Raw genomic sequence first — 24,765 nt, 5'->3', positions numbered from 1 at the left:
GGTCAGTTCTCCTTGGTGCGGTCGAGCGAGTGGTCGGTCGTGCTGGGCGCGGCGTCGGGCGTCGGGCCGGACGGCGCAGTGGTGGGAGCGGCGTAGGCGGTCGCAGCGAGCTCCGCCTCGATCGCGGCGCTCACCTCGTCACGGAGGTCCGGGAGCGGGATCTCGCGGACGACGTCCGCGAAGAAGCCGCGCACGACGAGGCGCTTGGCCTCCTCCTCGGGGATCCCACGTGCCTGGAGGTAGAACAGCTGAAGGTCGTCGAACCGGCCCGTCGCGGACGCGTGCCCGGCGCCCTTGATCTCGCCCGTCTCGATCTCGAGGTTGGGCACGGAGTCGGCGCGCGCACCCTCGGTGAGGATGAGGTTCCGGTTGAGCTCGTACGTGTCGGTGCCCTCGGCGGCGGCGCGGATGAGGGCGTCGCCGACCCAGACGGTGCGGGCCGTGCCGCCCTGGAGGGCCCCCTTGTAGGTGACCAGGCTCTTGCAGTGCGCCGTGTTGTGGTCGACGAAGGACCGGTGCTCCAGGTGCTGGCCTGAGTCGGCGAAGTAGACCCCGAGGAGGGTCGCGTCGCCGCCCGGACCTGCGTAACGGACGTTGGCGTTGAGGCGGACCACCTCGCCGCCCAGGGTCACGGAGATGTGGCGGTATCGGGAGTCGCGGCCCACCAGGGCATCGTGCTGCGCGAGGTGGATCGCGTCGTCCGCCCACCGCTGACCGGCGACGACGGTGAGGTCCGAGGCGTCCTCGGTGAGGACGGAGACGAGCTCGGTGAGCTGCCCTCGGCCCTGGTGGTCGATGACGACCGTGGCGCGGGAGTGGTGGCCGGCGCGGATGACCAGGTGTGCGTGCGCCACGGCGCCGTCCGTCCCGGTCCCGTCGAGGAGCAGCCGCACCGGCTGGGTGAGCTCGGCCTCCGGCGCGATGTCGACGAGGAGGACCTCCTGGGCGCCGGCCGCGGCGACTGCTGCCGCCCGGTCCTGGGGCGGGAGGATCCCGAGCCCGCGCGCCGCCTCGGCAGTGATCGTCGAGGTGGTGACGCCCTCGGGCAGGTCCAGCGTCCAGTCGAGCGCGGGGCTGCTGCCCTCGGCGAGCAGGGCCGCGAGCTTCTTCACCGGGGTGAAGCGCCACTCCTCCTCGCGCCCCTTGGGGACGGCGAAGTCGGCGAGGTCGAACGACGCGGTGCGCTCGGCGCGGGACTGCTCGGGCACGAAACCCCGGGCGGCTGCAGGGTCGACGTGGGTCGTCCCCGTGCCCTGCGCGATCGCGTCGGCGGACTCGGCAAGCGTGTCGGCAACGGACATCAGCCGACGGCTCCTTCCATCTGGAGTTCGATGAGGCGGTTGAGCTCGAGGGCGTACTCCATCGGCAGCTCGCGGGCGATGGGCTCGATGAACCCACGGACGATCATCGCCATGGCCTCGTCCTCGGCCATGCCGCGGGACATGAGGTAGAACAGCTGGTCCTCGGAGACCTTGGAGACGGTCGCCTCGTGACCCATCGAGACGTCGTCCTCGCGGATGTCGACGTAGGGGTAGGTGTCGGAGCGGCTGATCGTGTCGACGAGCAGTGCGTCGCACCGGACCGTCGAGGCGGAGTGGTGCGCACCCTCCAGGACCTGGACGAGGCCACGGTAGGACGCGCGACCGCCCCCGCGAGCCACGGACTTGCTGATGATCGAGCTCTTCGTGTTGGGGGCGGCGTGGACCATCTTGGAGCCGGTGTCCTGGTGCTGGCCCTCGCCGGCGAAGGCGATGGAGAGCGTCTCACCCTTGGCGTGCTCGCCCATGAGGAAGACGGCTGGGTACTTCATCGTCACCTTGGAGCCGATGTTGCCGTCGACCCACTCCATGGTCGCGCCCTCCTCGCAGACCGCGCGCTTGGTGACGAGGTTGTAGACGTTGTTCGACCAGTTCTGGATCGTCGTGTAGCGCACGCGGGCGTTCTTCTTGACGATGATCTCGACGACCGCCGAGTGGAGGGAGTCGGACTTGTAGATCGGGGCGGTGCAGCCCTCGACGTAGTGCACGTAGGAGCCTTCGTCGGCGATGATCAGGGTCCGCTCGAACTGGCCCATGTTCTCGGTGTTGATCCGGAAGTAGGCCTGCAGCGGGATGTCGACGTGGACACCGGGGGGCACATAGATGAAGGAGCCACCGGACCACACCGCGGTGTTGAGCGAGGCGAACTTGTTGTCGCCCGCGGGGATCACCGTCGCGAAGTGCTCGCGGAAGAGGTCCTCGTGCTGCTTGAGGGCGGAGTCCGTGTCGAGGAAGATGACGCCCTGCTCCTCCAGATCCTCGCGGATCTGGTGGTAGACGACCTCGGACTCGTACTGCGCGGCGACGCCGGAGACGAGGCGCTGCTTCTCGGCCTCGGGGATGCCGAGCCGGTCGTAGGTGTTCTTGATGTCCTCCGGCAGCTCGTCCCACGTCGTGGCCTGCTTCTCGGTGGACTTCACGAAGTACTTGATGTTCTGGAAGTCGATCCCCGTGAGGTCGGAGCCCCAGGCCGGCATCGGCTTCTTCCCGAACAGGGAGAGGCCCTTCAGCCGCAGCTTCGTCATCCACTCCGGCTCGCTCTTGCGGGCGGAGATGTCTCGGACGACCTCCTCGTTGAGACCGCGCCGGGCCGAGGAGCCGGCGGCGTCGGAGTCGGCCCAGCCGTACTCGTAGCGCCCGATGTCCTTCAGGCCCGGGTTGAGCTCTTCGATGTGGGTGGTCATGAACGGGACCCTTCCTTGGTTGGTTCGTTCGAGATGGTCGTATGCCGCTGGGCTGGCTCGCCGCTGTCCGTCGCCGCTGCGCCGGGGACCCTCTCGTCAACAGCAGGACCGTCGTGGGTCTTCCGGCCCACTGCGGCGGCCGGGACGAAGGTCGTGCACACGTGGTCGCCGCCGGCCAGCGTGGCGAGCCGCTGGACGTGGACGCCGAGCAGCCGCGAGAACGCGTCGGTCTCGGCCTCGCAGAACGCGGGGAACTGCTCCGCCGCGTGCTGGACCGGGCAGTGGCCCTGGCAGAGCTGGACGCCGGCGAGCGGCCCGGCATGCACCGGCCTCGCCGAGGCGGCGAACCCGTCCCGGGTGAGCAGGTCGACGAGGGTCTCAGCCCGCGCGCTCGGGTCGCTGCCGGCGGCACCGAGCTGAGCGGCATACCTCTCCTCGAGGGCGGCGACGCGGCTGCGGGCGAAGTCGGCGACGGCCTGGGGGCCGGCGTGCTCGGAGAGGTAGCGCAGCACCTCGACCGCCAGCGAGTCGTAGTCGGCCTCGAGGGCGCGGTGTCCGCCCTCGGAGATGACGTAGGCCCGCGCCGGACGGCCACGCCCCCGCCGGACGCCGGACGGCTCGTGCTCGATCACGGCCCCCTGCTCGACGAGGGCGTCGAGGTGGCGACGCACCGCCGCCGGGGTCAGGTCGAGGTGCCGACCGAGCTCGGCAGCGGTGATCGGCCCCTCCGCGGAGACCATGTGCAGGACCCGGGAGCGGGTGCGCGACTCGGAGGGCGACGCGAGGTCGCCGTCCTTTGCCGCGTTCGCCAGCTGCTCACCGATAAACACCACACCATTGTGACGTAATTGCCTGAGAGTGGGCTAGTAAGGCGCGCCTTACTTGGATGAGGGGTCCGCGCTCGACGGCCCGCACGGCTCGTCGGGGTCGGCCTCGACGGCCGCCTCGCCGTCGATGACGGGGTCCGGCTGCACCGGCATGATCACCGACGGCATGCGAACCCGCGGCGGCGCCACCGCGTCCGGTCCGAACCACCGGCGACGCAGCGGGGCCGTGGCCCCTCCCAACGGCGAGGTGAGGACATACCCGTAGGCGATCACGATCCCGGTGGTCCGCGGCGCGAGGACGAGCCCGACCAGCACCAGGGCGAGCAGCCCGAACGTCTGGAGCGGGTTCTTCGTCGAGAGCAGGCCGCGGAAGGACCGGAAGCGGTAGGACGTCGCCATCAGGGCCGCCGGGAGGACGCCGGCCGCGATGGGCAGCAGCGGCCCCTGGAGCGGCTGGTCGATCGCGAAGACCGTGGCGATGACGACCCCGGCCGCTCCGGGGCTGGGCAGGCCGATGAAGTACCGCTTGTCGGCCATCGGGTCGATGGTCACGTTGAAGCGGGCCAGCCGGTAGGCAGCGCAGGCCCGCCAGAACATCGCGCCCGTCCAGGCCCACTGCGGGTAGGACGGCAGGGCCCACGTGTAGACGAGCACCGCCGGCGCGATGCCGAAGGAGACGAGGTCGGCGAGGGAGTCGAACTGCAGCCCGAAGGGCGTGATCGCCCCCACGGCGCGGGCGACGGCCCCGTCGGAGATGTCGAGCACGATCGACGCGGCGATGAGCACGGCCGCGACCCCGAACCGGCCCTGGAAGGCCATCAGCACGGCGGAGAAGCCACAGACCATGTTGCCGAGGGTGAAGAGGCTGGGGAGCATCACCTTGGCGCGGACCCGCGGGTTGACGCGGCTCAGCGGGACGACGCGGGCACCGGTCTGCGAGACCAGCCGCCAGCCGCGGACGACCCGCTGTCGGGCTCGACGGGCCCTGGGCCGCCCGGCGTCCTCGCTCACCGGAACCGTCCGAGCACGGTCTCGCCGGCGACCGCCCGCTGCCCCTTGGTCACCTCGAGGACCACCTCCGGCGGGAGGAAGACATCCATCCGCGACCCGAACTTCATCAGGCCCATCCGCTCACCGGTCCCCACCTCGTCCCCGGCCTGGACCCGGGTGACGATGCGCCGAGCCAGCTGGCCGACGAGCTGCCGGTAGACCACCCGGCGGGGCCGCCCGTCGACGACCCGCTCCACGACGATCTCGCTCCGCTCGTTCTGCGTGGCGCTGGCGGCCCGGTACGCGGCGAGGAACCGGCCGGGCACGTGCGAGACGCTGACGACCCGGCCACCGTACGGCGAGCGGTTGATGTGGACGTCGAGCAGGGACAGGAAGATGCTGACCTGCTGCCAGTCCCCCTCTGGCGCGACCCCCTCCTGAGCTGGGCCCGCATGCACGACCATCCCGTCGGCCGGCGCGAGGACGACATCTTGGTCACCGACCGGGGCCCGGTCCGGAGCGCGGTCCGGGTCCCGGAAGAACAACGTGACGCCCGCCGTGAGCAGGCCGAGAGCCACGGTGACGCGCGGCCTGCGTGCAACAGCGGCGATGACGGTGGGGACAGCGGCCAGCGCGGTGAACGGCTTGGCGGCGGGGTCGATCTTCACGGGGGCTGCTCCGGGCGGTGGGGGGTTCGTTGCGTGACCGGACCCGAGCCTAGACTCATCCATCATGACGGAGGCCGGACACGAGGGGTCAGCAGCAGATTTCGCCGTGACCCTGACCGAGCTGCACCGCAGCTACGGCTCGGTCCACGCCCTGGACGGCCTTTCCTGGCAGGCGGCCACCGGTCGGATCACCGCGGTGCTGGGGCCCAACGGCGCCGGCAAGACCACCGCCGTCGAGTGCGCCGTGGGCCTGGGCCGACCGGACCGCGGCGTGGTCCGCGTCCTCGGAGCCGACCCCGCCGAGGCCGACGCCGACCACCGGGCCAAGGTCGGGGTGATGCTCCAGACCGGCGGCCTTCCGGGGGGCAGCAAGCCGATGCGCCTGCTCGACCACCTGAGCCGGTTCTACGCCGCGCCCGCGGACGTGGGGGCGACGGCCCGACGGCTCGGGGTCGTCGACTTCGCCGGGACGACGATCCGCCGTCTCTCCGGCGGCCAGAAGCAACGCCTCGCGCTCGCGGCCGCCCTGCTCGGCCGCCCCGAGGTGCTGTTCCTGGACGAGCCGGCAGCCGGGCTCGACCCGCACGGACGCCTCGAGGTGTGGGACATCATCCGGGCCCTCCGGGACGAGGGGACGACCGTGGTCGTGACGACCCACTCGTTCGAGGAGGCCGAGCGGCTCGCCGACCATCTCGTCATCATGAACGCCGGGCGCACGGTGGCCGAGGGCAGCCTCGACTCGGTGACCGGGGGTCGGTCGCTCGAGGACGTCTACTTCGGACTGACGACGAGAGGCCGGGCATGACCACCCAGAGCGTCCGGCCGGCGACGCCCGGCCCCGGGGCCGACGCCCAGCGGGCCGCGGCCCCGTCCCAGCGGGTCGTCGCCCAGGCTCGCTTCGAGATCGGCACCCTGTTGCGCAACGGCGAGCAGCTCCTCGTCTCGCTCATCCTCCCCGCCATGGTGCTCCTGGGTCTGCGGGCCACGAGCACCCCGTCGCTCGGGACGGGTGACCGGATCGACCTCGCCGTCCCCGGTGTCCTCGCCCTCTCGGTCATCTCGTCCGCCTTCACGTCGCAGGCGATCGCCACCGGCTTCGACCGCCGCTACGGCGTGCTCCGCTATCTCGGTGTCACACCGCTCGGTCGCTCCGGGCTCGTCGCCGCCAAGGTTCTCGCCACCCTCGCGGTGCTCGCGCTCCAGGTCCTGCTGCTCGGAGGCCTCGGCCTCGGGCTCGGCTGGACGCCGGCCCTGGCCGGGGTGCTGCCCGCGGTGCTCTTCGTCATCGTCGGAACCTGGGCCTTCGTCGCACTGGCCCTCCTCGTCGGAGGGACGCTCCGAGCCGAGGCAGTCCTCGCCCTCGCCAACCTCCTCTGGGTCCTCTTCCTCGCTCTCGGAGGGGTCATCCTGCCGCGCTCGCAGCTGCCGGACGCCTGGGCGGGGCCCGCCGCCCTCCTGCCCTCTGCAGCACTCGGAGACGGGCTACGGAGCGCACTCGTCGACGGCTCGCTGAACGGGCCGGCCCTCCTCGTCGTCCTCGGGTGGGCAGGCCTCGCGACGCTCCTCGCGGCGCGGCTGTTCCGGTTCGACGACTGACTGGATCAGACTTGGGGCCGGCCGCGCGAGACGGGGCCGGCCGCACACCGTGTCGCGGCGCGACGACACCCACCTGGAGGGGCAGTGTTCGACTTCATCCTCGGCCTCCCGATGCACGCGCTGGTCGTCCACGGCCTCGTCGTCCTGGTGCCGCTCCTCGCCGTCCTGGCCGCGCTCTTCGCCCTGGTGCCACGATGGCGCGGCCCGCTGCGCTGGGCCACCGCGACCGGAGCCGTCCTCGCCGCCGGACTTGCCTGGGTCGGCGCCGAGAGTGGCGAGGCGTTGCTCGTCAGGATCTCGCAGGTGAGGGCAGCGTCGACCGACTTCGAGCTCGTCCAGGCGCACGTCGACGCCGGCTACCGGGTCCGTCTGGCGGCGACGGTGTTCATGGCGATCGTCCTCGCGGCCGCCTGGCTGCTCGGACCACGGTCCCGGGAGGACGTCACGACTCGGCCGCTTGAGGTGATCCTCGCGGTGCTCGTCGTCCTCGCCTCGCTGTCGCTCGTCGTGACGATCGTCCTCGCCGGCCATGCGGGTAGCGCGGCGGTGTGGTCGGACCTCGGCTGATCGGCGGACCCCGGCCCGATGCGCGTGGCGACCGCGATGGTCCCGGTCCCGTCGTCCCAGACGTTGGGCTGCCGGCCCCGAGCGTGCCGTGGTGCACCCCGGGTCGGTGCGCCACCGAACCCTGGGCGGGCATACGCTCTCACACGTGTCAACGCCTACGTCCGCCCCGCCCCAACCTGCCTCGACGCACATCCTGGGCCGCTGGGTGCGACCGATTCTCGTCGCGAACCTCGTCGCCGAGGTCGGCATCGTCGTCACCGGCGGGATCGTCCGCCTGACCGGGAGCGGCCTGGGCTGCTCGACGTGGCCCGAGTGCCAGCCCGGTTCGTTCACCCCGGTGCGCACCTCCGCAAGCGAGTACCACGATCTCGTCGAGTTCGGGAACCGGACCCTGACCGGCGTGCTGGCCGTCCTCGCAGTGCTGTCCGTCTGGGCCGTCGTGAGCACGTGGCCGGAGCGGCGACGGCTGCACCTGGTCGCCTACGGGGTGCTCCTGGGCGTCGTCGCGCAGGCGGTCGTCGGCGGGATCACCGTCCGCACCGGACTGAACCCGTGGACCGTCATGTTCCACTTCCTCGTGTCCATGGTGCTCATCGGCCTCTCCACGACGCTGGTCCGGGGCGCGCAGGACGACGAGTCGGGCCCCGGAGAGCTCACCGTCCACCCCCTGGCGCACCGGCTCTCGTGGGCGACAGCCGGCGTCGGCCTCGTCGTGCTCGCCCTCGGCGTGGTCGTCACCGGTTCCGGCCCGCACTCGGGTGATGCGGACACGCCCGCTCGCACCGGCTTCGAACCTCGGTTCGTCTCCTGGATGCACGCGGACGCGGTGATGCTCTTCGTCGGGCTGGTCATCGCGACCATCGTCGCGGTCCGCCTCACCTCGACCACGGCACGGACGAAGCGAGTCTGGGACGTCGTTCTCTACGTGACCGTCGCCCAGGGCTTCGTCGGCTACGCCCAGTACTTCGCCGGCCTGCCCGAGCTCCTCGTCCTGCTCCACATGCTCGGTGCGAGCCTGCTCGTCGTCGCGCTGACCCGCGGGATCCTCGAGACCCGTCGACTCCCGGTCTAGCCGGGTCGACCGGCTCCCCTGACGGCTAGGTTGACCTCGTGGACCACCCGGAGCAAGCCACCTTGCGCGACGGCGACCTGCTGCTGCGACGGTGGACGACGGAGAACGGCGAGGAGCTCCTGGCACGGGCGACCTTCCTCGTCGAGTGGCGGGGGAACGTCGCGGGGTCGGTCGAGGTCCGGCAGCTCAGTGAGGGCGTCGGCTCGCTGTCCTGGGTCGTGCACGAGCCCTATCGCGGCCAGGGCATCGCCACCCGGGCGGTGCGGCTGGTCATCGACTTCGCCTTCAGCACGCTCGGCCTCGGACGAGTCGAGGCACGGGTCAACCCGGTCAACCGCTCAGCCCTCCGGGTCGCCCTGCGCGCGGGACTGCGCCGGGAGGGGCTGCTCCGCGCCAACGTCCGAAGCGGGGCACAGACCGACGACACCGTCCTCCTCGGACGCCTCGAGAACGACCCCGCACCCGGGACGCGGGAGGGTTTCACCGCCATGCTCGACTCGGCGCTCCCCCTCAAGCGAGCGATCGCCCAGGGGGTGCTCCGCAACGAGCGGGGCGACATCCTCCTGTGCGAGCTGGCCTACAAGGCCGAATGGGACCTGCCCGGGGGGGTCGTCGACCCGGACGAGTCGCCGGCGAGCTGCCTCGTCCGTGAGATCGAGGAGGAGCTCGGCCTGACGGTCGAGCCCACGGGCCTGCTCGCGGTCAACTGGATGCCACCCTGGCTCGGCTGGCGCGACGCCGTCCTCCTGGTCTTCGACCTCGGCGTGGCGGCGTCCGACATCACCGACCGGCTCGTTCTGGAGGACCGCGAGATCCGGGCCGTGCACTGGGCCGACGAGTCGGTCTGGGTCGAGCGGGTCGCCGCGTACACCGCACGGATGCTCCGCTCCGTGACGCAGGGCGCCAGCAGCCCGTCGCCCATCGCGTACCTCGAGGACGGACTGCGCCCGGAGTGGGAGCCACCCCGGACGTGAGCCCGCGAACGAGCGGAACTCAGCTCAGCGGCATACGCCTCGCGTGGCCACCCGGCCTCAGGCGAGGCCGGGAAGGGCGAGGTGCCAGATGGGGTCCAGGGCCACCCCGACGAAGAGGATCGTCAAGTACGTGATGGAGAAGTGGAACAGGCGCATCGGGCGCAGCTTGGACTCGGGAGCACCGGAGCGCGCCGAGGCGAGGAGTCGGTGCGCCTCTGCCAGGAAGAGCACGCCGGCCCCGACCGCCGTCGCTGTGTAGATCCAACCCATCGACCCGACCGGGACCAGCGCGAGCGACGTCAGCACCATGGCCCACGCGTACAGCGCGATCTGCCGGGCCACGACCACCATCTCCTCGAGCACCGGCAGCATCGGGACCTCGGCCTTGGCGTAGTCCTGCTTGAAACGCATCGAGAGCGGCCAGTAGTGCGGAGGCGTCCAGAAGAAGATGACCATGAAGAGGATGAGCGCGGACCAGCTGATCGAGCCCGTCACCGCAGACCAGCCGATGAGCACCGGCATGCAGCCTGCGGCGCCACCCCAGACGATGTTCTGCGCGGTCCGGCGCTTGAGCAGCAAGGTGTAACCGAAGACGTAGAACAGCAGCGCCGCCAGCGCCAGCCAGGCGCTGAGCCAGTTGACGAGGAGCCCCAGCCACACCGTCGAGGCGACGCCCAGGACAGCGCCGAAGGTCAGGGCCGCGCGCGGGCTGATCGTCCCGGTGACGAGCGGGCGCTTGCTGGTCCGGTGCATCACCGCGTCGATGTCCCGGTCGATGTAGCAGTTCAGCGTGTTGGCCGCTCCCGCGGACAGGGTGCCGCCGACCAGCGTCGCGAGCACGAGCAGGAGGTTGGGGACGCCGCCGGCGGCAAGGAACATGACCGGGATCGTGGTGATCAGGAGCAGCTCGATGATCCGGGGCTTCATCAGCGAGACGTACTGCCCGACCAGGAACCGCAGCCCACTGCCGTCCGGACCGGAGAGCGCCGAGAGCTCGGCGCGGGCGTCCACCGTAGTCAAAAGCAGTCCTTGTCTTCGTCGCAGTTCCGTCGCGCCCGACTCTCCGGTGCTCCGGTGACAGGCAAGTCTGGCCCGCAGTCTAGCCCGTGGTTCGCGCGGATGACTTCGCGAGGTGCGCGCGGCGGTGTGTGCGGGGTATGGGAAGCCGAGTGGAGCCGCTCGAGGTGGGCAGCGCCGGGGCCGCACACCGGCCGTGAGCTCGCTGGCAACTCCCTGCACGCCCACCTGAACCCACCACCCCACGCACTAGGCTCGTCACCGTACGCGCCGCCCGCACCCGGCCCCAGAAGGAGACCGCCCTCGTGCCTACCCCGACCAGTGCAACCGCCACTGAGACCAAGCCCAGTCGACGGAGGTCGGCGAGCAAGGACCCCTTGGCGGGACGCGACCCGAGGCTGCCCCGGCCACTCTGCGCGGACGCCGGCTGGTCCGACCTCGACGTCCGGGCCGTCGACAGCGTCCGGCTGCTCGCGGCGGACGCGGTCCAGAAGGTCGGGAACGGCCACCCGGGGACGGCGATGTCCCTGGCCCCCCTCGCCTACCTGCTCTACCAGAACGTCATGCGACACGACCCGACCGACCCGGCCTGGCTCGGCCGGGACCGGTTCGTGCTCTCTGCAGGGCACTCGAGCCTGACCCAGTACATCCAGCTCTACCTGAGCGGCTACGGGCTCGAGCTGGCCGACCTCAAGGCGCTGCGCACGTGGGGCTCCAGGACACCTGGCCACCCGGAGGTCCACCACACCGTCGGCGTGGAGATCACGACCGGCCCCCTCGGGTCGGGCCTCGCCTCCGCCGTCGGGATGGCCATGGCCCAGCGGCGCCAGCGCGGCCTCTTCGACCCCGACGCCGACCCGGGCACGAGCCCCTTCGACCACCACGTCTACGTCATCGCGTCCGACGGGGACCTCCAGGAGGGGGTCACGCACGAGGCCTGTGCGCTCGCCGGGCACCAGGAGCTCGGCAACCTCACCGTGGTCTACGACGCGAACCAGATCTCCATCGAGGACGACACCGACATCGCCTTCAGCGAGGACGTCGCCAAGCGCTACGAGGCCTACGGCTGGCACGTCGTCACGGTCGACTGGCGCGGGAGCGGCGACGGCGACAGCTACGTCGAGGACGTCGACGCCCTGCTCGCGGCCATCCGCTCGGGGGACGCCGAGCCGACCCGACCCACCCTGGTCATCCTGCGAACGATCATCGCCTGGCCGGCCCCGACGAAGCAGGACACCGGCAAGTCGCACGGCTCGGCGCTCGGCGCCGAGGAAGTGGCTGCGACCAAGGAGCTGCTGGGCTTCGACCCGGAGAAGTCCTTCGTCGTCGAACCGGCCGTCCTGCGGCGAGCCCGCGAGGTCGTCAAGCGGGGCAAGGCTGCCCACCGGGAGTGGGACCGGTCCTACAAGGCATGGCGCAAGGCGAACGCCGAGCGGGCTGCCCTCCTCGACCGCATCGTGGCCGGCAAGGCGCCGGACGGGCTGGCCAAGGCACTCCCCACCTTCCCCGCCGATGCCAAGGGTGTCGCGACGCGCGCCGCTTCAGGCAAGGTCCTCAGCGCCCTCGCCTCCGTCATGCCCGAGCTCTGGGGGGGCTCCGCCGACCTGGCCGAGTCGAACAACACGACGATGGAGGGCGAGCCCTCCTTCATCCCGACGTCCAAGCAGACGGAGACGTGGAAGGGCAACCCGTACGGGCGGACCCTGCACTTCGGGATCCGCGAGAACGGCATGGGGATGATCCTCAACGGCATCGCTCTCGAAGGGCTCACCCGGCCCTACGGCGGCACGTTCCTCGTCTTCTCCGACTACATGCGGCCGGCGGTCCGGCTCGCGGCCCTGCAGCAGCTGCCCGTCACGTACGTGTGGACGCACGACTCCATCGGTCTCGGCGAGGACGGCCCGACCCATCAGCCCGTCGAGCACCTGGCCGCCCTGCGAGCCATCCCGGGTCTCGACGTCGTGCGGCCGGCCGATGCCAACGAGACCGCTGCGGCGTGGGCCCAGATCCTGACCGGTGCGACCGGTCCCACGGCCCTCGCGCTCACCCGGCAGGCTGTCCCCACGTGGGACCGCCGCACCCACGGGAAGGTCAGCGGCGTCGCCAAGGGCGCCTACGTGCTCGTGGAGGAGTCGCGTCCCGGGGACCCGGACGTCGTCCTCGTCGCCACCGGCTCCGAGGTCCAGCTGGCCGTCGAGGCGGCCCAGCAGCTCGAGAAGGGTCGGATCGCGACACGGGTCGTCTCGATGCCCTGCCGCGAGTGGTTCGAGAAGCAGCCCAAGTCGTACCAGAACAAGGTGCTCCCGCCTGCCGTCCGAGCCCGCGTCAGCGTCGAGGCCGGTGTCTCGATGGGCTGGCACGACATCGTCGGCGACGCGGGTCGAACCATCAGCCTCGAGCACTTCGGTGCCTCGGCCGACTACGTGACCGTCTTCCGCGAGTTCGGCATCACGTCCGACGCCGTGGTCAAGGCGGCGAAGGAGTCGATCAAGGCGGCCCGCGCCACGGTGCACGCGCCGGGCATCACCGAGACCAACCCGCGCAAGCGCGCTGCGAGCGGTGACACCGACGTGTCCAGCTCGACCCCACGGGCTGCCGCGAAGAAGTCCGCGACGGCGCACACCTCGAAGAGGAAGTGACCACCATGACGAACCCGAACACCAAGGCCCTGTCGGACGCCGGAGTCTCGATCTGGCTGGACGACCTGTCCCGCGAGCTGCTCGAGACCGGCAAGATCGCGGAGCTGATGGAGGAGCGAAACGTCGTCGGGCTCACCTCGAACCCGTCCATCTTCCAGGCCGCCCTGGCCAAGGGCGACCGGTACAACGAGGACCTCGCCGCCCTGACGTCCGCCGGCAAGAGCGTCGAGGAGGTCGTCCACGAGCTGACCACCGCCGACGTGCGCGACGCCTGCGACCTGTTCCGTCCGCTCTATGACCGGACCGGCGGCGTCGACGGACGGGCCTCCATCGAGGTCGACCCGCGCCTCGCCCACGACACCGACGCGACCATCGCGCAGGCCAAGCAGATGTACGCCGACGTGGACCGGCCGAACGTCCTCATCAAGATCCCGGCCACGCGGGCGGGCCTGCCTGCGATCACCGCCGTCACGGCCGAGGGCATCAGTGTGAACGTGACCCTGATCTTCTCGCTCGACCGGTACCGGGCCGTCATGAACGCCTACCTCGAGGGCCTCGAGAAGGCGCACGCCGCAGGCAAGGACCTCTCGACCATCCACTCGGTGGCGTCGTTCTTCGTCTCCCGCGTCGACACCGAGATCGACAAGCGACTCGATGCGATCGGGACCGACGAGGCCAGGTCGCTGCGCGGCCAGGCCGGCGTCGCCAACGCCCGTCTCGCCTACCAGGCCTTCGAGGAGGTCTTCAGCACCCCGAGGTGGCGCAACCTGGCCGACGACGGTGCCAACGCCCAGCGCCCCCTCTGGGCCTCGACGGGGGTCAAGGACCCGGCCTACCCGGACACGCTCTACGTCACTGAGCTCGTCGCCCCCGGCGTCGTCAACACGATGCCGGGCACGACGCTCGAGGCGACCGCGGACCATGGCGAGATCCGCGGCGACACCATCTCGGGCAGGTATGCCGAGGCCGCGGCCGTGCTCGACGCCCTCGACACCCAGGGCGTCTCCTACAGCGAGGTGGTCGAGCTGCTGGAGGCCGAGGGGGTCGACAAGTTCGAGAAGTCCTGGGGTGAGCTTCTCGACGGCGTCTCCGAGGAGATGGAGAAGGTGCGGGCATGACCTCCCTCGCCGTGAGCGCGTCAGGCGCGGCCGCGGACGCCGTCGCGCGACACGTGCCCGAGCTCGTCCGGGACTCGGTGGCGAGCCGGCTCTTCGCCCAGGACGCCGCCCTCTGGGGTCCCGATGCGGAGGCGGAGGCACGGAAGCGGCTCTCCTGGGTCGGGCTCCCCCGGTCCTCCCGTCCCCTCGTCGGCGAGATCGCCGCACTGCGCGACACCTTCCTCCAGCAGGGGCTCACCCATGTCGTCCTGTGCGGGATGGGTGGGTCCTCACTGGCGCCCGAGGTCATCTGCGGCACCGCGGGCCGGCCGCTCGTGGTGCTCGACTCCTCCGACCCGGACTTCGTCCGGCGGACCGTCTCCGACGACCTCGAGCACACCGTGGTCGTCGTGTCCAGCAAGTCCGGTTCGACCGTCGAGACCGACTCCCAGCGACGCGCGTACGAACAGGCCTTCTCTGACGCAGGAGTCGACCCCGCCGAACGCATCGTCGTGATCACCGACCCGGGCAGCCCACTGGACGAGGAGGCCCGGGCCAAGGGCTACCGCGTCGTCAACGCCGACCCGAACGTCGGCGGACGCTACTCGGCACTGACGGCGTTCGGCCTCGTGCCGAGCGGGCTGGCGGGTGTCGACGTGGCAGGCCTGCTCGACGAGGCGGAGTCCGTCGCGGACCTGCTCGCGGCCGACGACGAGGCCAACCCCGCTCTCCGCCTCGGAGCCGCCATGGGCGGCACCTCCCCGCTGCGCGACAAGCTCATCCTCGTCGAGGACGGTTCAGGGATCCAAGGTTTCGCGGACTGGGCCGAGCAGCTGATCGCCGAGTCGACCGGCAAGGACGGCACCGGTGTGCTGCCCGTCGTCGTCGAGTCCGAGCACGCGCCGGAGCTCGGCTGGTCGGCACCGGACGTCCTCGTGGCGCGGCTCGTGGCCTCCGACGACGAGAGCCGTCCGGACGGGGACGAGGTTCGCGTCGGCGGCACGCTCGGCGCCCAGCTGCTGCTGTGGGAGGTCGCCACCGCCGTGGCCGGTCGGTTGCTGGGAATCAACCCGTTCGACCAGCCGGACGTGGAGTCGGCCAAGCAGGCTGCCCGTGGGCTGCTCGACCAGGGGGCCCGGCAAGCCAGCCCAGCGGCATACGTCGACGGAGCCGTCGAGGTCCGCGCCCTCGGCGGGAACTGGCTGTCCTCCAGCGGGGACGGCCGCACCGTGGCGGACGCCGTCGAGGCGCTCCTCGGGCAGGTCACCGAGCGTGGCTACGTCGCCGTGATGGCCTACCTGGACCGGCTCGGCGACGCCGGGCTGGCCAACTGCCGGGCCGCCCTGGCCGCCCGGACGGAGCGGCCGACGACCTTCGGCTGGGGGCCGCGTTTCCTCCACTCGACCGGTCAGTTCCACAAGGGCGGCCCGGCCGTCGGCGTCTACCTGCAGATCACCTCGGAGCCGGGCGACGACCTGCCGGTTCCCGGTCGCGACTTCACCTTCGGACAGTTCATCGCCGCGCAAGCGGGCGGCGATGCCCAGGTGCTCGCCGAGCACGGTCGCCCCGTCCTCCAGCTCCACCTGACCGACCACGACGCAGGCCTCGCCCAGGTGCTCGCAGCTCTGCTGGCAGGGGCCCGCCGGTGAGCCCGGCTCGGGTCGCCCCGGGCCTCAACCCGCTCCGCGATCCCGAGGACAAGCGCCTCCCCCGCATCGCCGGACCCTGCGGCCTGGTGCTCTTCGGGGTCACCGGTGACCTCGCTCGCAAGAAGCTCATGCCCGCGATCTACGACCTGGCCAACCGCGGCCTCCTGCCCCCCGGCTTCTCGCTGGTGGGGTTCGCGCGCCGTGACTGGGCGACCCAGGACTTCGGCAAGGTCGTCTACGAAGCCGTGCGCCAGCATGCCCGCACCCCGTTCAGCGACGACGTGTGGCGCAACCTGTCCGAAGGCTTCCGGTTCGTCCCGGGAACGTTCGACGACCCCGCTGCCTTCGACCTGCTCACCCAGACCGTCCATGAGCTCGACGCCGAGCGGGGCACCGGAGGCAACCACGCGTTCTACCTCTCCGTCCCGCCGGCGTTCTTCGCCCCGGTCTGCGAGCAGCTGGAGCGGTGCGGCCTGACGACCGCGAGCGGGGACGCGTGGCGCCGCGTCGTCATCGAGAAGCCGTTCGGACATGACCTGCGCAGCGCACAGGAGCTCAACCGGATCGTCGAGAAGGTCTTCCCGCCAGACAGCGTCTTCCGGATCGACCACTACCTCGGCAAGGAGACCGTCCAGAACCTCCTGGCGCTGCGCTTCGCCAACCAGCTCTTCGAGCCGGTGTGGAACTCCCACTACGTCGACCACGTGCAGATCACGATGGCCGAGGACATCGGCATCGGCGGGCGGGCCGGCTACTACGACGGGATCGGGGCAGCCCGTGACGTCATCCAGAACCACCTGCTCCAGCTCCTCGCACTGACGGCGATGGAGGAGCCGGTCTCCTTCGACGCCAAGGATCTTCGCGCGGAGAAGGAGAAGGTCCTCTCGGCCGTGCGCCTTCCGGACGACCTGGACGCGCACGCGGCCCGAGGGCAGTACGCCGCCGGGTGGCAGGGCGCCACCGAGGTCGCCGGCTACCTCGAGGAGGACGGTGTCGACGCAGGCTCGACGACCGAGACGTTCGCCGCAGTGACGCTCGAGGTGGACACCCGCCGCTGGGCCGGCGTGCCGTTCTACCTCCGCGCCGGCAAGCGCCTCGGCAAGCGGGTCACCGAGATCGCGGTCGTCTTCAAGCGGGCCCCGCACCTCCCCTTCGCCCACACGGCCACCGAGGAGCTCGGTGAGAACGCCGTCGTCATCCGGGTCCAGCCGGACGAGGGAGTGACGATCCGCTTCGGGTCGAAGGTCCCCGGGGCACAGATGGACATCCGCGACGTGACGATGGACTTCGGCTACGGCTCCTCCTTCACCGAGGCCTCTCCGGAAGCCTACGAACGCCTCATCCTCGACGTCCTCCTCGGGGATCCGCCGCTCTTCCCCCGCCACGAGGAGGTCGAGCTGTCCTGGCGCATCCTCGACCCGCTCATCAAGCACTGGGCCCGGAGCGGCAAACCGGATCAGTACCCCGCCGGCACCTGGGGGCCGGCCTCTGCGCACGCCATGCTCGCCCGCGACGGCAGGACCTGGAGGATGCCGTGATCAGAGACCTGACCGACACGACCACGACGGAGATCAGCAAGACCCTCGTGCGGACCCGGAACGAGGTCGGCGCCATGGCTCTGGGCCGGGTCCTGACCCTCGTCATCGTCGTCGACGACGCGGACGCCTCCGAGGCGATCGACGTGGCCAACCACGCGAGTCGTCAGCACCCCTGTCGGATCATCGTCGTCATCGCGGGCGACCGCAGGGGCCGCAACCGCCTGGACGCGCAGATCCGGCTGGGTGGGGACGCGGGGGCGAGCGAGATCGTCGTCCTGCGGCTCTACGGTCCGCTCGCGAAGCACGGCCCGAGCGTGGTGGTCCCCCTCCTGCTCCCCGACTCACCCATCGTCGCCTGGTGGCCGGGTGAGGCACCCGGCGACGTCGCCGACGACCCCATCGGCGCCATGGCGCAGCGGCGCATCACCGATGCGGCGCAGCACCGCAACTCCCGCGCCATGCTCAAGAAGCGCGCCCAGAGCTACCAGCCCGGCGACACCGACCTCTCGTGGACCCGGATCACCCGCTGGCGCGGGCTGCTGGCCGCCGCTCTCGACCAGCCGCCGCATGAGCCGGTGACCCAGGCCGTCGTCTCCGGGGCACCTGACTCCCCGTCCACGGATCTGCTCGCCGCCTGGCTCGCCTACCGGCTCAAGGTGCCGGTCCAACGAGTCGCCACCCCTCGAGGGTCGGGCATCAGCGCGGTTCGACTCGAGCGCAAGAGCGGCCCGATCGATCTCGTCCGTCCGGGCGACACCATCGCGACCCTCTCGCAGCCGGGCCAGCCGGACCGTCGGATCACGCTTCCCCGACGTGAGGCGAGGGACATCCTCGCCGACGAGCTGCGGCGCCTCGACCCCGACAACACGTACGAGGACGCCCTCCTGAGAGGTCTGGACAAACTCAAGCCGGTGCGCCTCTCCGCCGCTGCGGCGGCCAAGGCCGGCAAGGCGCCGGACCCGGAACGCTCACGCCGCCTGGCCGACCGGTTGAGCCGGGACGACTCAGCGCAGGAGGCGATGGCGATGATCACCGCCCCGCCCGCACCGGAGCGCTCGGAGGCCGGCCAGGTGCACTCCGCCACGGTGCGCAAGCTCGCCGGCAAGCGCACGCCGCGCGAGAAGGAGGCAGCGCAGGAGGTCAGGCCGAGCGGCCGGTCCACCCGCACGGACAAGCCTGGCGCGGAGACCCCCAGCAAGAACACCACCGCGAGCAAGAAGGCCTCGTCATGACGGCCGATGACCGCGGGGCTCCCGAGCCGGCCGTCGTCATCCATCCCGGCAAGCAGTCGCTCGCCGACGCGGCCGCAGCCCGCCTCGTCGTCGCCCTCCTCGACGCGCAAGGCGTCTCCGGCGAGGCACAGGTCGTGCTGACCGGTGGGTCACTCGGCTCGGAGATCATCCGGTCGCTGACCGGGGTGCTCGGCCGGAGCGCCGTTGACTGGAGAAGGGTCCGGGTCTGGTGGGGCGACGAGCGCTTCCTGCCCCGAGGCCACGCGGACCGAAACGACACACAGAACGACGAGGCCGGCCTCTCGAGCCTCGGCCTCGATGCGACCAAGGTCCACCGGGTCCCGGGACCGGACGAGGTTGACACGCCGGAAGCCAGCGCTGACGCCTACGCCGAGACCCTGGCCCGACACGGCGCCGCAGCCTTCGACGTGCTGATCCTCGGGGTCGGGCCCGACGGGCACGTCGCCTCACTCTTCCCGCACCATGACGCCCAGCGGGCCACCGGCACGCCGACCGTGGCGGTGCACCACTCCCCGAAGCCGCCGCCCGAGCGGGTCTCGCTCACCTTCGAGCGGCTGGCGCAGGCCCGCGAGACCTGGTTCCTCGTGGCCGGCGAGGACAAGGCGGACGCCGTGGCGGCCGCGCTCCGGCCGGGCACCGACCGTTGGGACGTGCCCGCCAGCGCGCCGAGGGGCACCGAGGCGACCCGGTGGCTCCTGGACACCGCCGCAGGGGCCGGCCTCAGCTGAGGCGCCGGGTCTTCGCCCCCGGTCTCCAGCCGGAGGGCGGCGCGGGGTGACCCGACCACAGACGCACGTATGCCGCTGAGCGGGCGCCCGCTCAGCGGCATACGTCACAGGGGTGGTGTGCTACTGGATCAGCCCGCGCTCACGGAGGCTGGACAACGCCTCGTCGAGGATGGCCGCGCCGTCCGCGTCGCTGCGGCGCTCCTTCACGTAGGCCAGGTGGGTCTTGTAGGGCTCGACCTTCGGCGGGGCGGGCGGGTTCTCCTTGTCCTGTCCGGCCGGGAAGCCGCACCGGGGGCAGTCCCACACCTCCGGCACCACCATGCCGGGCTCCTCGGCGAAGCTCGGCCGGGTCTCGTGGCCGTTGGAGCACCAGTACGAGATGTAGACCCGAGGTGCGGTGTCCCCCCGCTCTGCCTCGCCCATCGGGCCCGCTCCGACCCGGCTTCCTCGAATCGCGTTACCGCTCGCCATCGGCCCGTCCTCTCAGCTCTGGAACCGGGCGAGCAGGCCCAGCCCGATGATCGCCGTGGCCCACACGACCGCGACGGCGACCGTGAACCGGTCGAGGTTGCGCTCGGCGACCGACGAGCCGCCGAGTGAGGTCGACATGCCGCCGCCGAACATGTCGGAGAGGCCGCCACCCTTGCCCTTGTGGAGCAGGATGAACAGGGTCAGGATCAGGCTGGACAGCACCAGCAGGACCTGCAGCACGATGCGAACCGCATCCACGTGGTCACTCCAAATCGTCGGTGACGGGCGTGCTACCCGTCGCTTGGTCGGCCGGCCCGGGCTTGTCGAGCGCCGCGGACGAGACCCGGGTGAGCCCCTTGCAAGGCTCGGTGTGAAGCCCCGCCCGAGGACAGTGGTCAGGATACCTTCCCGCGGCCGGTGGGCCGAATGACCGAGCGGCGGCGGGGGGCGTGGGTCAGCCCGCCGTCAGGTGGTCGCGGTAGCGGCAGATCGACGCGAACTCGGCGGGGTCGATGGACGCCCCACCGACGAGGGCGCCGTCGACGTCCTCCTGGGCCATGATGGCGGCGACGTTGGCCGCCTTGACGCTTCCGCCGTAGAGGATCCGCACGCCGTCGGCGAGGTCGCCGCTGTAGAGCTCGGCGAGCAGGGTCCGGATCGCGGCGCAGACCTCCTGGGCGTCGTCGGGGGTCGCGACCTCACCGGTCCCGATGGCCCAGATCGGCTCGTAGGCGATGACGATGCTCGCGGCCTGCTCTCGGGTCACCCCGTCGAGGGCCGCCCGCAGCTGGGCGACGACGTGCTCGACCTGGCTGCCCTCCTTGCGGACCTCGAGGCCCTCGCCGCAGCACAGGATGGGCGTGAGGCCGTGCCGGTAGGCCGCCTGGACCTTGGCCGCCACGACGTCGTCGGTCTCGTGGTGCCCCTCCCGACGCTCGCTGTGGCCGACGACGACGTAGGTGCAGCCGAGCTTCTTGAGGAACGCCCCGGAGATGTCACCGGTGTAGGCCCCGGACGCGTGGGGGGACAGGTCCTGAGCGCCGTAGCGCAGGTGCAGCCGATCACCCTCGACGAGGGTCTGGACCGAGCGCAGGTCGGTGAAGGGAGGCAGGACCGCGACCTCGACGCCGTCGTAGTCGTGCTTGGCGTCCCGGAGCGTCCAGTCGAGCTTCTGGATGAGGTGGGTGGCCTGCAGATGGTCGAGGTTCATCTTCCAGTTGCCGGCCATGAGGGGCACCCGACCGACAGTCTTGGAGGTGGCCATCAGGCGGCCCCCCCGTCACGAGCGTCGCCGTCGCCGTCCCCGTCGCCGTCCCCGTCGCCGTCCCCGTCGAGCACGGTGAGGCCCGGGAGCTCCTTGCCCTCGAGGTACTCGAGGCTCGCTCCGCCACCGGTGGAGATGTGTCCGAAGTCCGAGTCGGCGAAGCCGAGCTGGCGGACGGCGGCCGCCGAGTCGCCACCGCCGACGACGGTGAGCCCGCCGTGGCGGGTGACGTCGACGAGGGCCTGCGCGAGGGCCTTCGTGCCCGCGGCGTAGGGCTCCATCTCGAACGCGCCCATCGGGCCGTTCCAGAAGACCGTCCTGCAGTCCGCGAGCTTGCGGGCGAAGAGGTCGGCCGACTCGGGGCCGATGTCGAGGCCCATCCGGTCGGCCGGGATCGCGTCGACGGGGACGACGTCGTGCTCCGCATCGGCGCTGAACGCTTCGGCGGCGACGACGTCGACCGGCAGCACGATCTCGACGCCCTCCTGCTCGGCACGCTCGAGGTAGCCCTTGACCGTGTCGATCTGCTCCCGCTCGAGCAGGCTCGTGCCGACCTCGAGGCCCTGGGCCGCGAGGAAGGTGAAGACCATGCCGCCGCCGATGATGAGGCGGTCGGCCGTGCCGAGGAGGTTGCCGATGACGCCGAGCTTGTCCGACACCTTGGCACCCCCGAGCACGACGGCATACGGACGCTCCGGGTCGCGGGTCAGGCGGCGCAGCACGTTGACCTCGGCCTCGACGAGCCCGCCCGTGGCGTGCGGCAGCAGCCGTGCGACGTCGTAGACGGATGCCTGGGCGCGGTGCACGACGCCGAAGCCGTCGGAGACGAAGACGTCCGCGAGTGAGGCGAGGGTCCGAGCGAACTCGGCGCGGTCGGGCTCCGACTTGGCCGTCTCACCGGCGTTGAAGCGGAGGTTCTCGAGCACGACGACCCCGCCGTCCTCGAGCGAGTCCACGGCCTTCCGGGCGCCCTCGCCGACGGTGTCCTCGGCGAACACGACCGGGGTGCCGAGGAGCTCGCCGAGGCGGCGGGCCACCGGTGCGAGCGAGTACTTCGGCTCCGGCTCGCCCTTGGGCCGGCCGAGGTGTGCGCACACGATGACGCGAGCGCCCATCTCGGACAGCATCCTGATGGTGGGCGCCGAGGCCCGGATGCGCCCGTCGTCGGTGATCGTGGCGCCGCGCTCGGTCTGCTCGAGCGGGACGTTGAGGTCGGAGCGGACGAGGACGCGCTTGCCGCGCAGGTCCCCGAGGTCGCCAATCGTCTTCACGCGGTTGCCTCTTCGGTCGGTCAGGACATTCGGTCGGGGCCGGGCCCGACCTGGGTGGAGCCGGTGGCCCTGCTCAGGTCGGGATCGGCTGGGTGGTGGGCGGCGGCTTCCACCGCCCTGCAGGCGAGCCTACGAGGCCCGCCCGCGCGCGGGGACGGCGGTGCCGGTCTCAGAGCGACTGGCCGACGAGCTTGACGAGGTCGACGAGCCGGTTGGAGTAGCCCCACTCGTTGTCGTACCAGCCGACGACCTTGACCTGGTTGCCGATGACCTTGGTCAGCCCGGCGTCGAAGATGCAGGAGGCCGGGTCGGTCTCGATGTCCTTGGAGACGATCGGGTCCTCGGTGTAGACGAGGTAGCCCTTGAGGGGGCCCTCGGCAGCGGCCTTGACCGCGGCGTTGACCTCCTCGACGGTCGTCTCCCGGCCGGCCTCGAAGGTGAGGTCGGTGGCGGAGCCGGTCGGCACGGGCACCCGCAGCGCGAAGCCGTCGAGCTTGCCCTTGAGCTCCGGCAGGACGAGGCCGATCGCCTTCGCGGCACCGGTGGAGGTGGGGACGATGTTGAGCGCGGCGGCGCGAGCCCGACGCAGGTCCTTGTGCGGCGCGTCCTGGAGGTTCTGGTCCTGCGTGTACGCGTGGATGGTCGTCATGAGGCCCTTGACGATGGTGAACTCGTCGTGCAGGGCCTTCGCCATCGGCGCGAGGCAGTTCGTCGTGCACGAGGCGTTGGAGATGACGGTGTGGGCGGCCGGGTCGTAGAGGTCGTCGTTGACGCCCATGACGATGGTGATGTCCTCGTTCTTGGCCGGGGCCGAGATGATGACCTTCTTCGCACCACCGTCGACGTGGGCCCTGGCCTGCTGCGCGTCGGTGAAGAAGCCGGTGGACTCGATGACGATGTCCGCACCCACGGAGGACCAGTCGATCTTGGCCGGGTCGCGCTCCTCGAAGACACGGATCGCCTTGCCGTCGACGGTGAGCGACGTCTCGTCATGGCTCACCTCGCCGGGGAACCGACCGAGGATGCTGTCGTACTTGAGCAGGTGGGCGAGGGTCTTGTTGTCCATGAGGTCGTTGGTGGCGACAACCTCGATGTCTGCTCCGGATGCCTGGACGGCGCGGAAGAAGTTGCGGCCGATGCGGCCGAAGCCGTTGATACCTACGCGAACAGTCACTGCTGTGCACCTCTCGGGTGGGAATCCACTGGTCTGCGATGGGTCGCGGCGCTGCGACGTCTCGTCTGCCCAACCCTAGTCGGTCGTCCTCGGCGACGTGACGTGAGTCTCATCGCATGGGCGGCGCCGCTCCCCCACTCGTGGTCGGCCGGACACGATGCCGTATGCCGCTGAGCCGGCTCCCGTGGGCCGGCGTCGGGTCAGCTCTCGAGCATGTCGGGCGTGAGGTTCGCGTCGGTGCCGGGGATGCCGAGGTCCTCGGCCCGCTTGTCGGCCATGGCCAGCAGCCGCCGGATCCGGCCGGCGACGGCGTCCTTGGTCATCGGCGGCTGGGCGAGCTGGCCGAGCTCCTCGAGACTTGCCTGCTTGTGCTCGAGACGAAGCACGCCGGCCTCGCGCAGGTGGTCCGGGACCTCCTCGCCCAGGATCTCCATCGCCCGCTCGACGCGGGATCCTGCGGCGACGGCGGCCCGCGCGGAGCGTCGGAGGTTGGCGTCGTCGAAGTTCGCGAGCCGGTTCGCGGTGGCCCGCACCTCGCGGCGCATCCGTCGCTCCTCCCACGCGAGGACGGCGTCGTGGGCGCCGAGCCGGGTCAGCATCGCGCCGATCGCGTCGCCGTCCCGGATCACGACCCGGTCGACCCCGCGCACCTCGCGCGCCTTGGCCTGGATGCCGAGCCGGCGGGCGGCGCCGACGAGGGCCAGCGCGGCTTCGGGGCCGGGGCAGGTGATCTCGAGCGCGGAGGACCGACCGGGCTCGGTCAGCGAGCCGTGCGCGAGGAAGGCGCCGCGCCAGGCCGCCTCGGAGTCGCAGGTCGAGCCGCTGACCACCTTGGGCGGCAGGCCGCGCACCGGGCGGCCCTGGCTGTCGATGAGCCCGGTCTGCCTGGCCAGGGTCGCCCCCTCCTCGACCACCCGCACGACGTAGCGCGAGCCGCGGCGCAGGCCCCCGGCGGCGAGGACGAGCACGTCGCTCCGGTGGCCGTAGACCTCGGTGATGTTGCGGCGGAGCCGGCGTGCCGCGTTGGCGGTGTCGAGCTCGGCCTCGACGACGATCTGGCCACCGATGATGTGGAGGCCACCCGCGAAGCGCAGCATGGTGGACACCTCGGCCTTGCGACAGCAGGGTTTGGTCACGTCCAGACGCGAGAGCTCGTCCTTCACCTTCGCTGTCATCGCCATGCCCGACATCCTGCCACCCGAATCGGCGTGCGGGCGCGCTGCGCTCACGGCGGCCGGACGCCCGACC

23 protein-coding genes are annotated in these 24,765 nt (G+C 71.3%); 11 read left to right on the top strand and 12 right to left on the bottom strand.

From position 1 onward, the window contains the following. Positions 1-2: 2 nt before the first annotated feature. The 5 genes from sufD to INTCA_RS08615 are packed head-to-tail and all read right to left on the bottom strand — an operon-like array spanning position 3 to position 5,207. Complete coding sequence (gene sufD / locus INTCA_RS08635; protein WP_013492533.1) at positions 3-1,301, bottom strand: Fe-S cluster assembly protein SufD; 1,299 nt, start codon at positions 1,299-1,301, stop codon at positions 3-5. Then, the gene (sufB, locus tag INTCA_RS08630; RefSeq protein ID WP_013492532.1) at positions 1,301-2,722 is read right to left on the bottom strand and encodes a Fe-S cluster assembly protein SufB; all 1,422 of its coding nucleotides are present in this window, start codon (positions 2,720-2,722) and stop codon (positions 1,301-1,303) included. The genes sufD and sufB overlap by 1 nt, the downstream gene beginning before the upstream one ends. Further along, positions 2,719-3,552 carry a helix-turn-helix transcriptional regulator gene (locus INTCA_RS08625; RefSeq protein ID WP_013492531.1) on the bottom strand — a complete coding sequence of 278 codons (834 nt, stop codon included), beginning with the start codon at positions 3,550-3,552 and terminating at the stop codon, positions 2,719-2,721. The genes sufB and INTCA_RS08625 overlap by 4 nt, the downstream gene beginning before the upstream one ends. A gap of 48 nt (positions 3,553-3,600) precedes the next feature. Continuing rightward, positions 3,601-4,560, bottom strand: coding sequence for a CDP-alcohol phosphatidyltransferase family protein (locus INTCA_RS08620; protein WP_013492530.1), 960 nt, complete (start codon positions 4,558-4,560; stop codon positions 3,601-3,603). Beyond that, on the bottom strand, positions 4,557-5,207 hold the full coding sequence (locus tag INTCA_RS08615) for a phosphatidylserine decarboxylase (protein WP_013492529.1): 651 nt from the start codon (positions 5,205-5,207) through the stop codon (positions 4,557-4,559). Before INTCA_RS08615 ends, INTCA_RS08620 begins: the two co-directional genes overlap by 4 nt. Before the next feature lie 64 nt (positions 5,208-5,271). Here INTCA_RS08615 and INTCA_RS08610 point away from each other — a divergent pair, with 64 nt between their 5' ends. The 5 genes from INTCA_RS08610 to INTCA_RS08590 all read left to right on the top strand — a co-directional run bounded on the left by INTCA_RS08610 (position 5,272) and on the right by INTCA_RS08590 (position 9,416). After that, positions 5,272-6,012 carry an ABC transporter ATP-binding protein gene (locus INTCA_RS08610; protein WP_013492528.1) on the top strand — a complete coding sequence of 247 codons (741 nt, stop codon included), beginning with the start codon at positions 5,272-5,274 and terminating at the stop codon, positions 6,010-6,012. Then, positions 6,009-6,803 (top strand): ABC transporter permease, encoded by a 795-nt coding sequence (locus tag INTCA_RS08605; protein WP_013492527.1) that lies wholly within the window; start codon positions 6,009-6,011, stop codon positions 6,801-6,803. Before INTCA_RS08610 ends, INTCA_RS08605 begins: the two co-directional genes overlap by 4 nt. A gap of 84 nt (positions 6,804-6,887) precedes the next feature. Beyond that, positions 6,888-7,370: a hypothetical protein gene (locus tag INTCA_RS08600; RefSeq protein ID WP_013492526.1), complete on the top strand. Its 483-nt coding sequence runs from the start codon at positions 6,888-6,890 to the stop codon at positions 7,368-7,370. A gap of 145 nt (positions 7,371-7,515) precedes the next feature. After that, on the top strand, positions 7,516-8,442 hold the full coding sequence (locus INTCA_RS08595) for a COX15/CtaA family protein (protein ID WP_052337992.1): 927 nt from the start codon (positions 7,516-7,518) through the stop codon (positions 8,440-8,442). Positions 8,443-8,480: 38 nt separating this feature from the next. Beyond that, the gene (locus INTCA_RS08590; RefSeq protein ID WP_013492524.1) at positions 8,481-9,416 is read left to right on the top strand and encodes an NUDIX hydrolase; all 936 of its coding nucleotides are present in this window, start codon (positions 8,481-8,483) and stop codon (positions 9,414-9,416) included. 57 nt (positions 9,417-9,473) lie between these two features. Here INTCA_RS08590 and INTCA_RS08585 read toward each other — a convergent pair whose 3' ends face one another. After that, the gene (locus tag INTCA_RS08585; RefSeq protein WP_013492523.1) at positions 9,474-10,436 is read right to left on the bottom strand and encodes a heme o synthase; all 963 of its coding nucleotides are present in this window, start codon (positions 10,434-10,436) and stop codon (positions 9,474-9,476) included. Positions 10,437-10,738: 302 nt separating this feature from the next. Here INTCA_RS08585 and tkt point away from each other — a divergent pair, with 302 nt between their 5' ends. From tkt to pgl, 6 genes are read left to right on the top strand one after another with little or no spacing between them, the layout of a single operon-like run. Then, on the top strand, positions 10,739-13,072 hold the full coding sequence (gene tkt / locus INTCA_RS08580) for a transketolase (RefSeq protein WP_013492522.1): 2,334 nt from the start codon (positions 10,739-10,741) through the stop codon (positions 13,070-13,072). A 5-nt stretch (positions 13,073-13,077) separates the two neighbouring features. Further along, positions 13,078-14,190, top strand: coding sequence for a transaldolase (gene tal / locus INTCA_RS08575; protein WP_013492521.1), 1,113 nt, complete (start codon positions 13,078-13,080; stop codon positions 14,188-14,190). After that, on the top strand, positions 14,187-15,818 hold the full coding sequence (locus INTCA_RS08570) for a glucose-6-phosphate isomerase (RefSeq protein ID WP_013492520.1): 1,632 nt from the start codon (positions 14,187-14,189) through the stop codon (positions 15,816-15,818). The genes tal and INTCA_RS08570 overlap by 4 nt, the downstream gene beginning before the upstream one ends. After that, positions 15,815-17,356: a glucose-6-phosphate dehydrogenase gene (gene zwf / locus INTCA_RS08565; protein WP_013492519.1), complete on the top strand. Its 1,542-nt coding sequence runs from the start codon at positions 15,815-15,817 to the stop codon at positions 17,354-17,356. Before INTCA_RS08570 ends, zwf begins: the two co-directional genes overlap by 4 nt. Continuing rightward, a complete protein-coding gene (gene opcA, locus INTCA_RS08560; protein ID WP_013492518.1) occupies positions 17,353-18,588 on the top strand; it encodes a glucose-6-phosphate dehydrogenase assembly protein OpcA in 1,236 nt (411 codons plus the stop codon). Before zwf ends, opcA begins: the two co-directional genes overlap by 4 nt. Next, complete coding sequence (gene pgl / locus INTCA_RS08555; RefSeq protein WP_013492517.1) at positions 18,585-19,337, top strand: 6-phosphogluconolactonase; 753 nt, start codon at positions 18,585-18,587, stop codon at positions 19,335-19,337. Before opcA ends, pgl begins: the two co-directional genes overlap by 4 nt. A 120-nt stretch (positions 19,338-19,457) precedes the next feature. Here pgl and INTCA_RS08550 read toward each other — a convergent pair whose 3' ends face one another. From INTCA_RS08550 to whiA, 6 genes are all read right to left on the bottom strand, one after another. Beyond that, entirely contained in the window at positions 19,458-19,808 is a 351-nt protein-coding gene (locus tag INTCA_RS08550; protein WP_083807887.1) for an RNA polymerase-binding protein RbpA, read from the bottom strand. A gap of 12 nt (positions 19,809-19,820) precedes the next feature. After that, positions 19,821-20,066: a preprotein translocase subunit SecG gene (gene secG / locus INTCA_RS08545; protein WP_013492515.1), complete on the bottom strand. Its 246-nt coding sequence runs from the start codon at positions 20,064-20,066 to the stop codon at positions 19,821-19,823. Positions 20,067-20,262: 196 nt separating this feature from the next. Beyond that, on the bottom strand, positions 20,263-21,072 hold the full coding sequence (gene tpiA / locus INTCA_RS08540) for a triose-phosphate isomerase (protein WP_013492514.1): 810 nt from the start codon (positions 21,070-21,072) through the stop codon (positions 20,263-20,265). Continuing rightward, positions 21,072-22,343 (bottom strand): phosphoglycerate kinase, encoded by a 1,272-nt coding sequence (locus tag INTCA_RS08535; protein WP_013492513.1) that lies wholly within the window; start codon positions 22,341-22,343, stop codon positions 21,072-21,074. Before INTCA_RS08535 ends, tpiA begins: the two co-directional genes overlap by 1 nt. 169 nt (positions 22,344-22,512) lie before the next feature. After that, positions 22,513-23,517, bottom strand: coding sequence for a type I glyceraldehyde-3-phosphate dehydrogenase (gap, locus tag INTCA_RS08530; RefSeq protein WP_013492512.1), 1,005 nt, complete (start codon positions 23,515-23,517; stop codon positions 22,513-22,515). A 200-nt stretch (positions 23,518-23,717) separates the two neighbouring features. Continuing rightward, entirely contained in the window at positions 23,718-24,698 is a 981-nt protein-coding gene (whiA, locus tag INTCA_RS08525; RefSeq protein ID WP_013492511.1) for a DNA-binding protein WhiA, read from the bottom strand. Positions 24,699-24,765: the final 67 nt, after the last annotated feature.

Origin of the sequence: Intrasporangium calvum DSM 43043 (genome assembly GCF_000184685.1) — a bacterium.
GTDB lineage: Bacteria > Actinomycetota > Actinomycetes > Actinomycetales > Dermatophilaceae > Intrasporangium > Intrasporangium calvum.
The sequence above is the reverse complement of the archived record's forward strand: the minus strand, read 5'-3'. Positions and strand labels throughout refer to the sequence as shown.

Bases quoted from the DNA above. Each gene is read 5' to 3' on its own strand.
- sufD (WP_013492533.1), bottom strand. From the start codon at position 1,301: ATGTCCGTTGCCGACACGCTTGCCGAGTCCGCCGACGCGATCGCGCAG.
- sufB (WP_013492532.1), bottom strand. From the start codon at position 2,722: ATGACCACCCACATCGAAGAGCTCAACCCGGGCCTGAAGGACATCGGG.
- INTCA_RS08610 (WP_013492528.1), top strand. From the start codon at position 5,272: ATGACGGAGGCCGGACACGAGGGGTCAGCAGCAGATTTCGCCGTGACC.
- INTCA_RS08605 (WP_013492527.1), top strand. From the start codon at position 6,009: ATGACCACCCAGAGCGTCCGGCCGGCGACGCCCGGCCCCGGGGCCGAC.
- tal (WP_013492521.1), top strand. From the start codon at position 13,078: ATGACGAACCCGAACACCAAGGCCCTGTCGGACGCCGGAGTCTCGATC.
- INTCA_RS08570 (WP_013492520.1), top strand. From the start codon at position 14,187: ATGACCTCCCTCGCCGTGAGCGCGTCAGGCGCGGCCGCGGACGCCGTC.
- pgl (WP_013492517.1), top strand. From the start codon at position 18,585: ATGACGGCCGATGACCGCGGGGCTCCCGAGCCGGCCGTCGTCATCCAT.
- INTCA_RS08550 (WP_083807887.1), bottom strand. From the start codon at position 19,808: ATGGCGAGCGGTAACGCGATTCGAGGAAGCCGGGTCGGAGCGGGCCCG.
- tpiA (WP_013492514.1), bottom strand. From the start codon at position 21,072: ATGGCCACCTCCAAGACTGTCGGTCGGGTGCCCCTCATGGCCGGCAAC.
- whiA (WP_013492511.1), bottom strand. From the start codon at position 24,698: ATGGCGATGACAGCGAAGGTGAAGGACGAGCTCTCGCGTCTGGACGTG.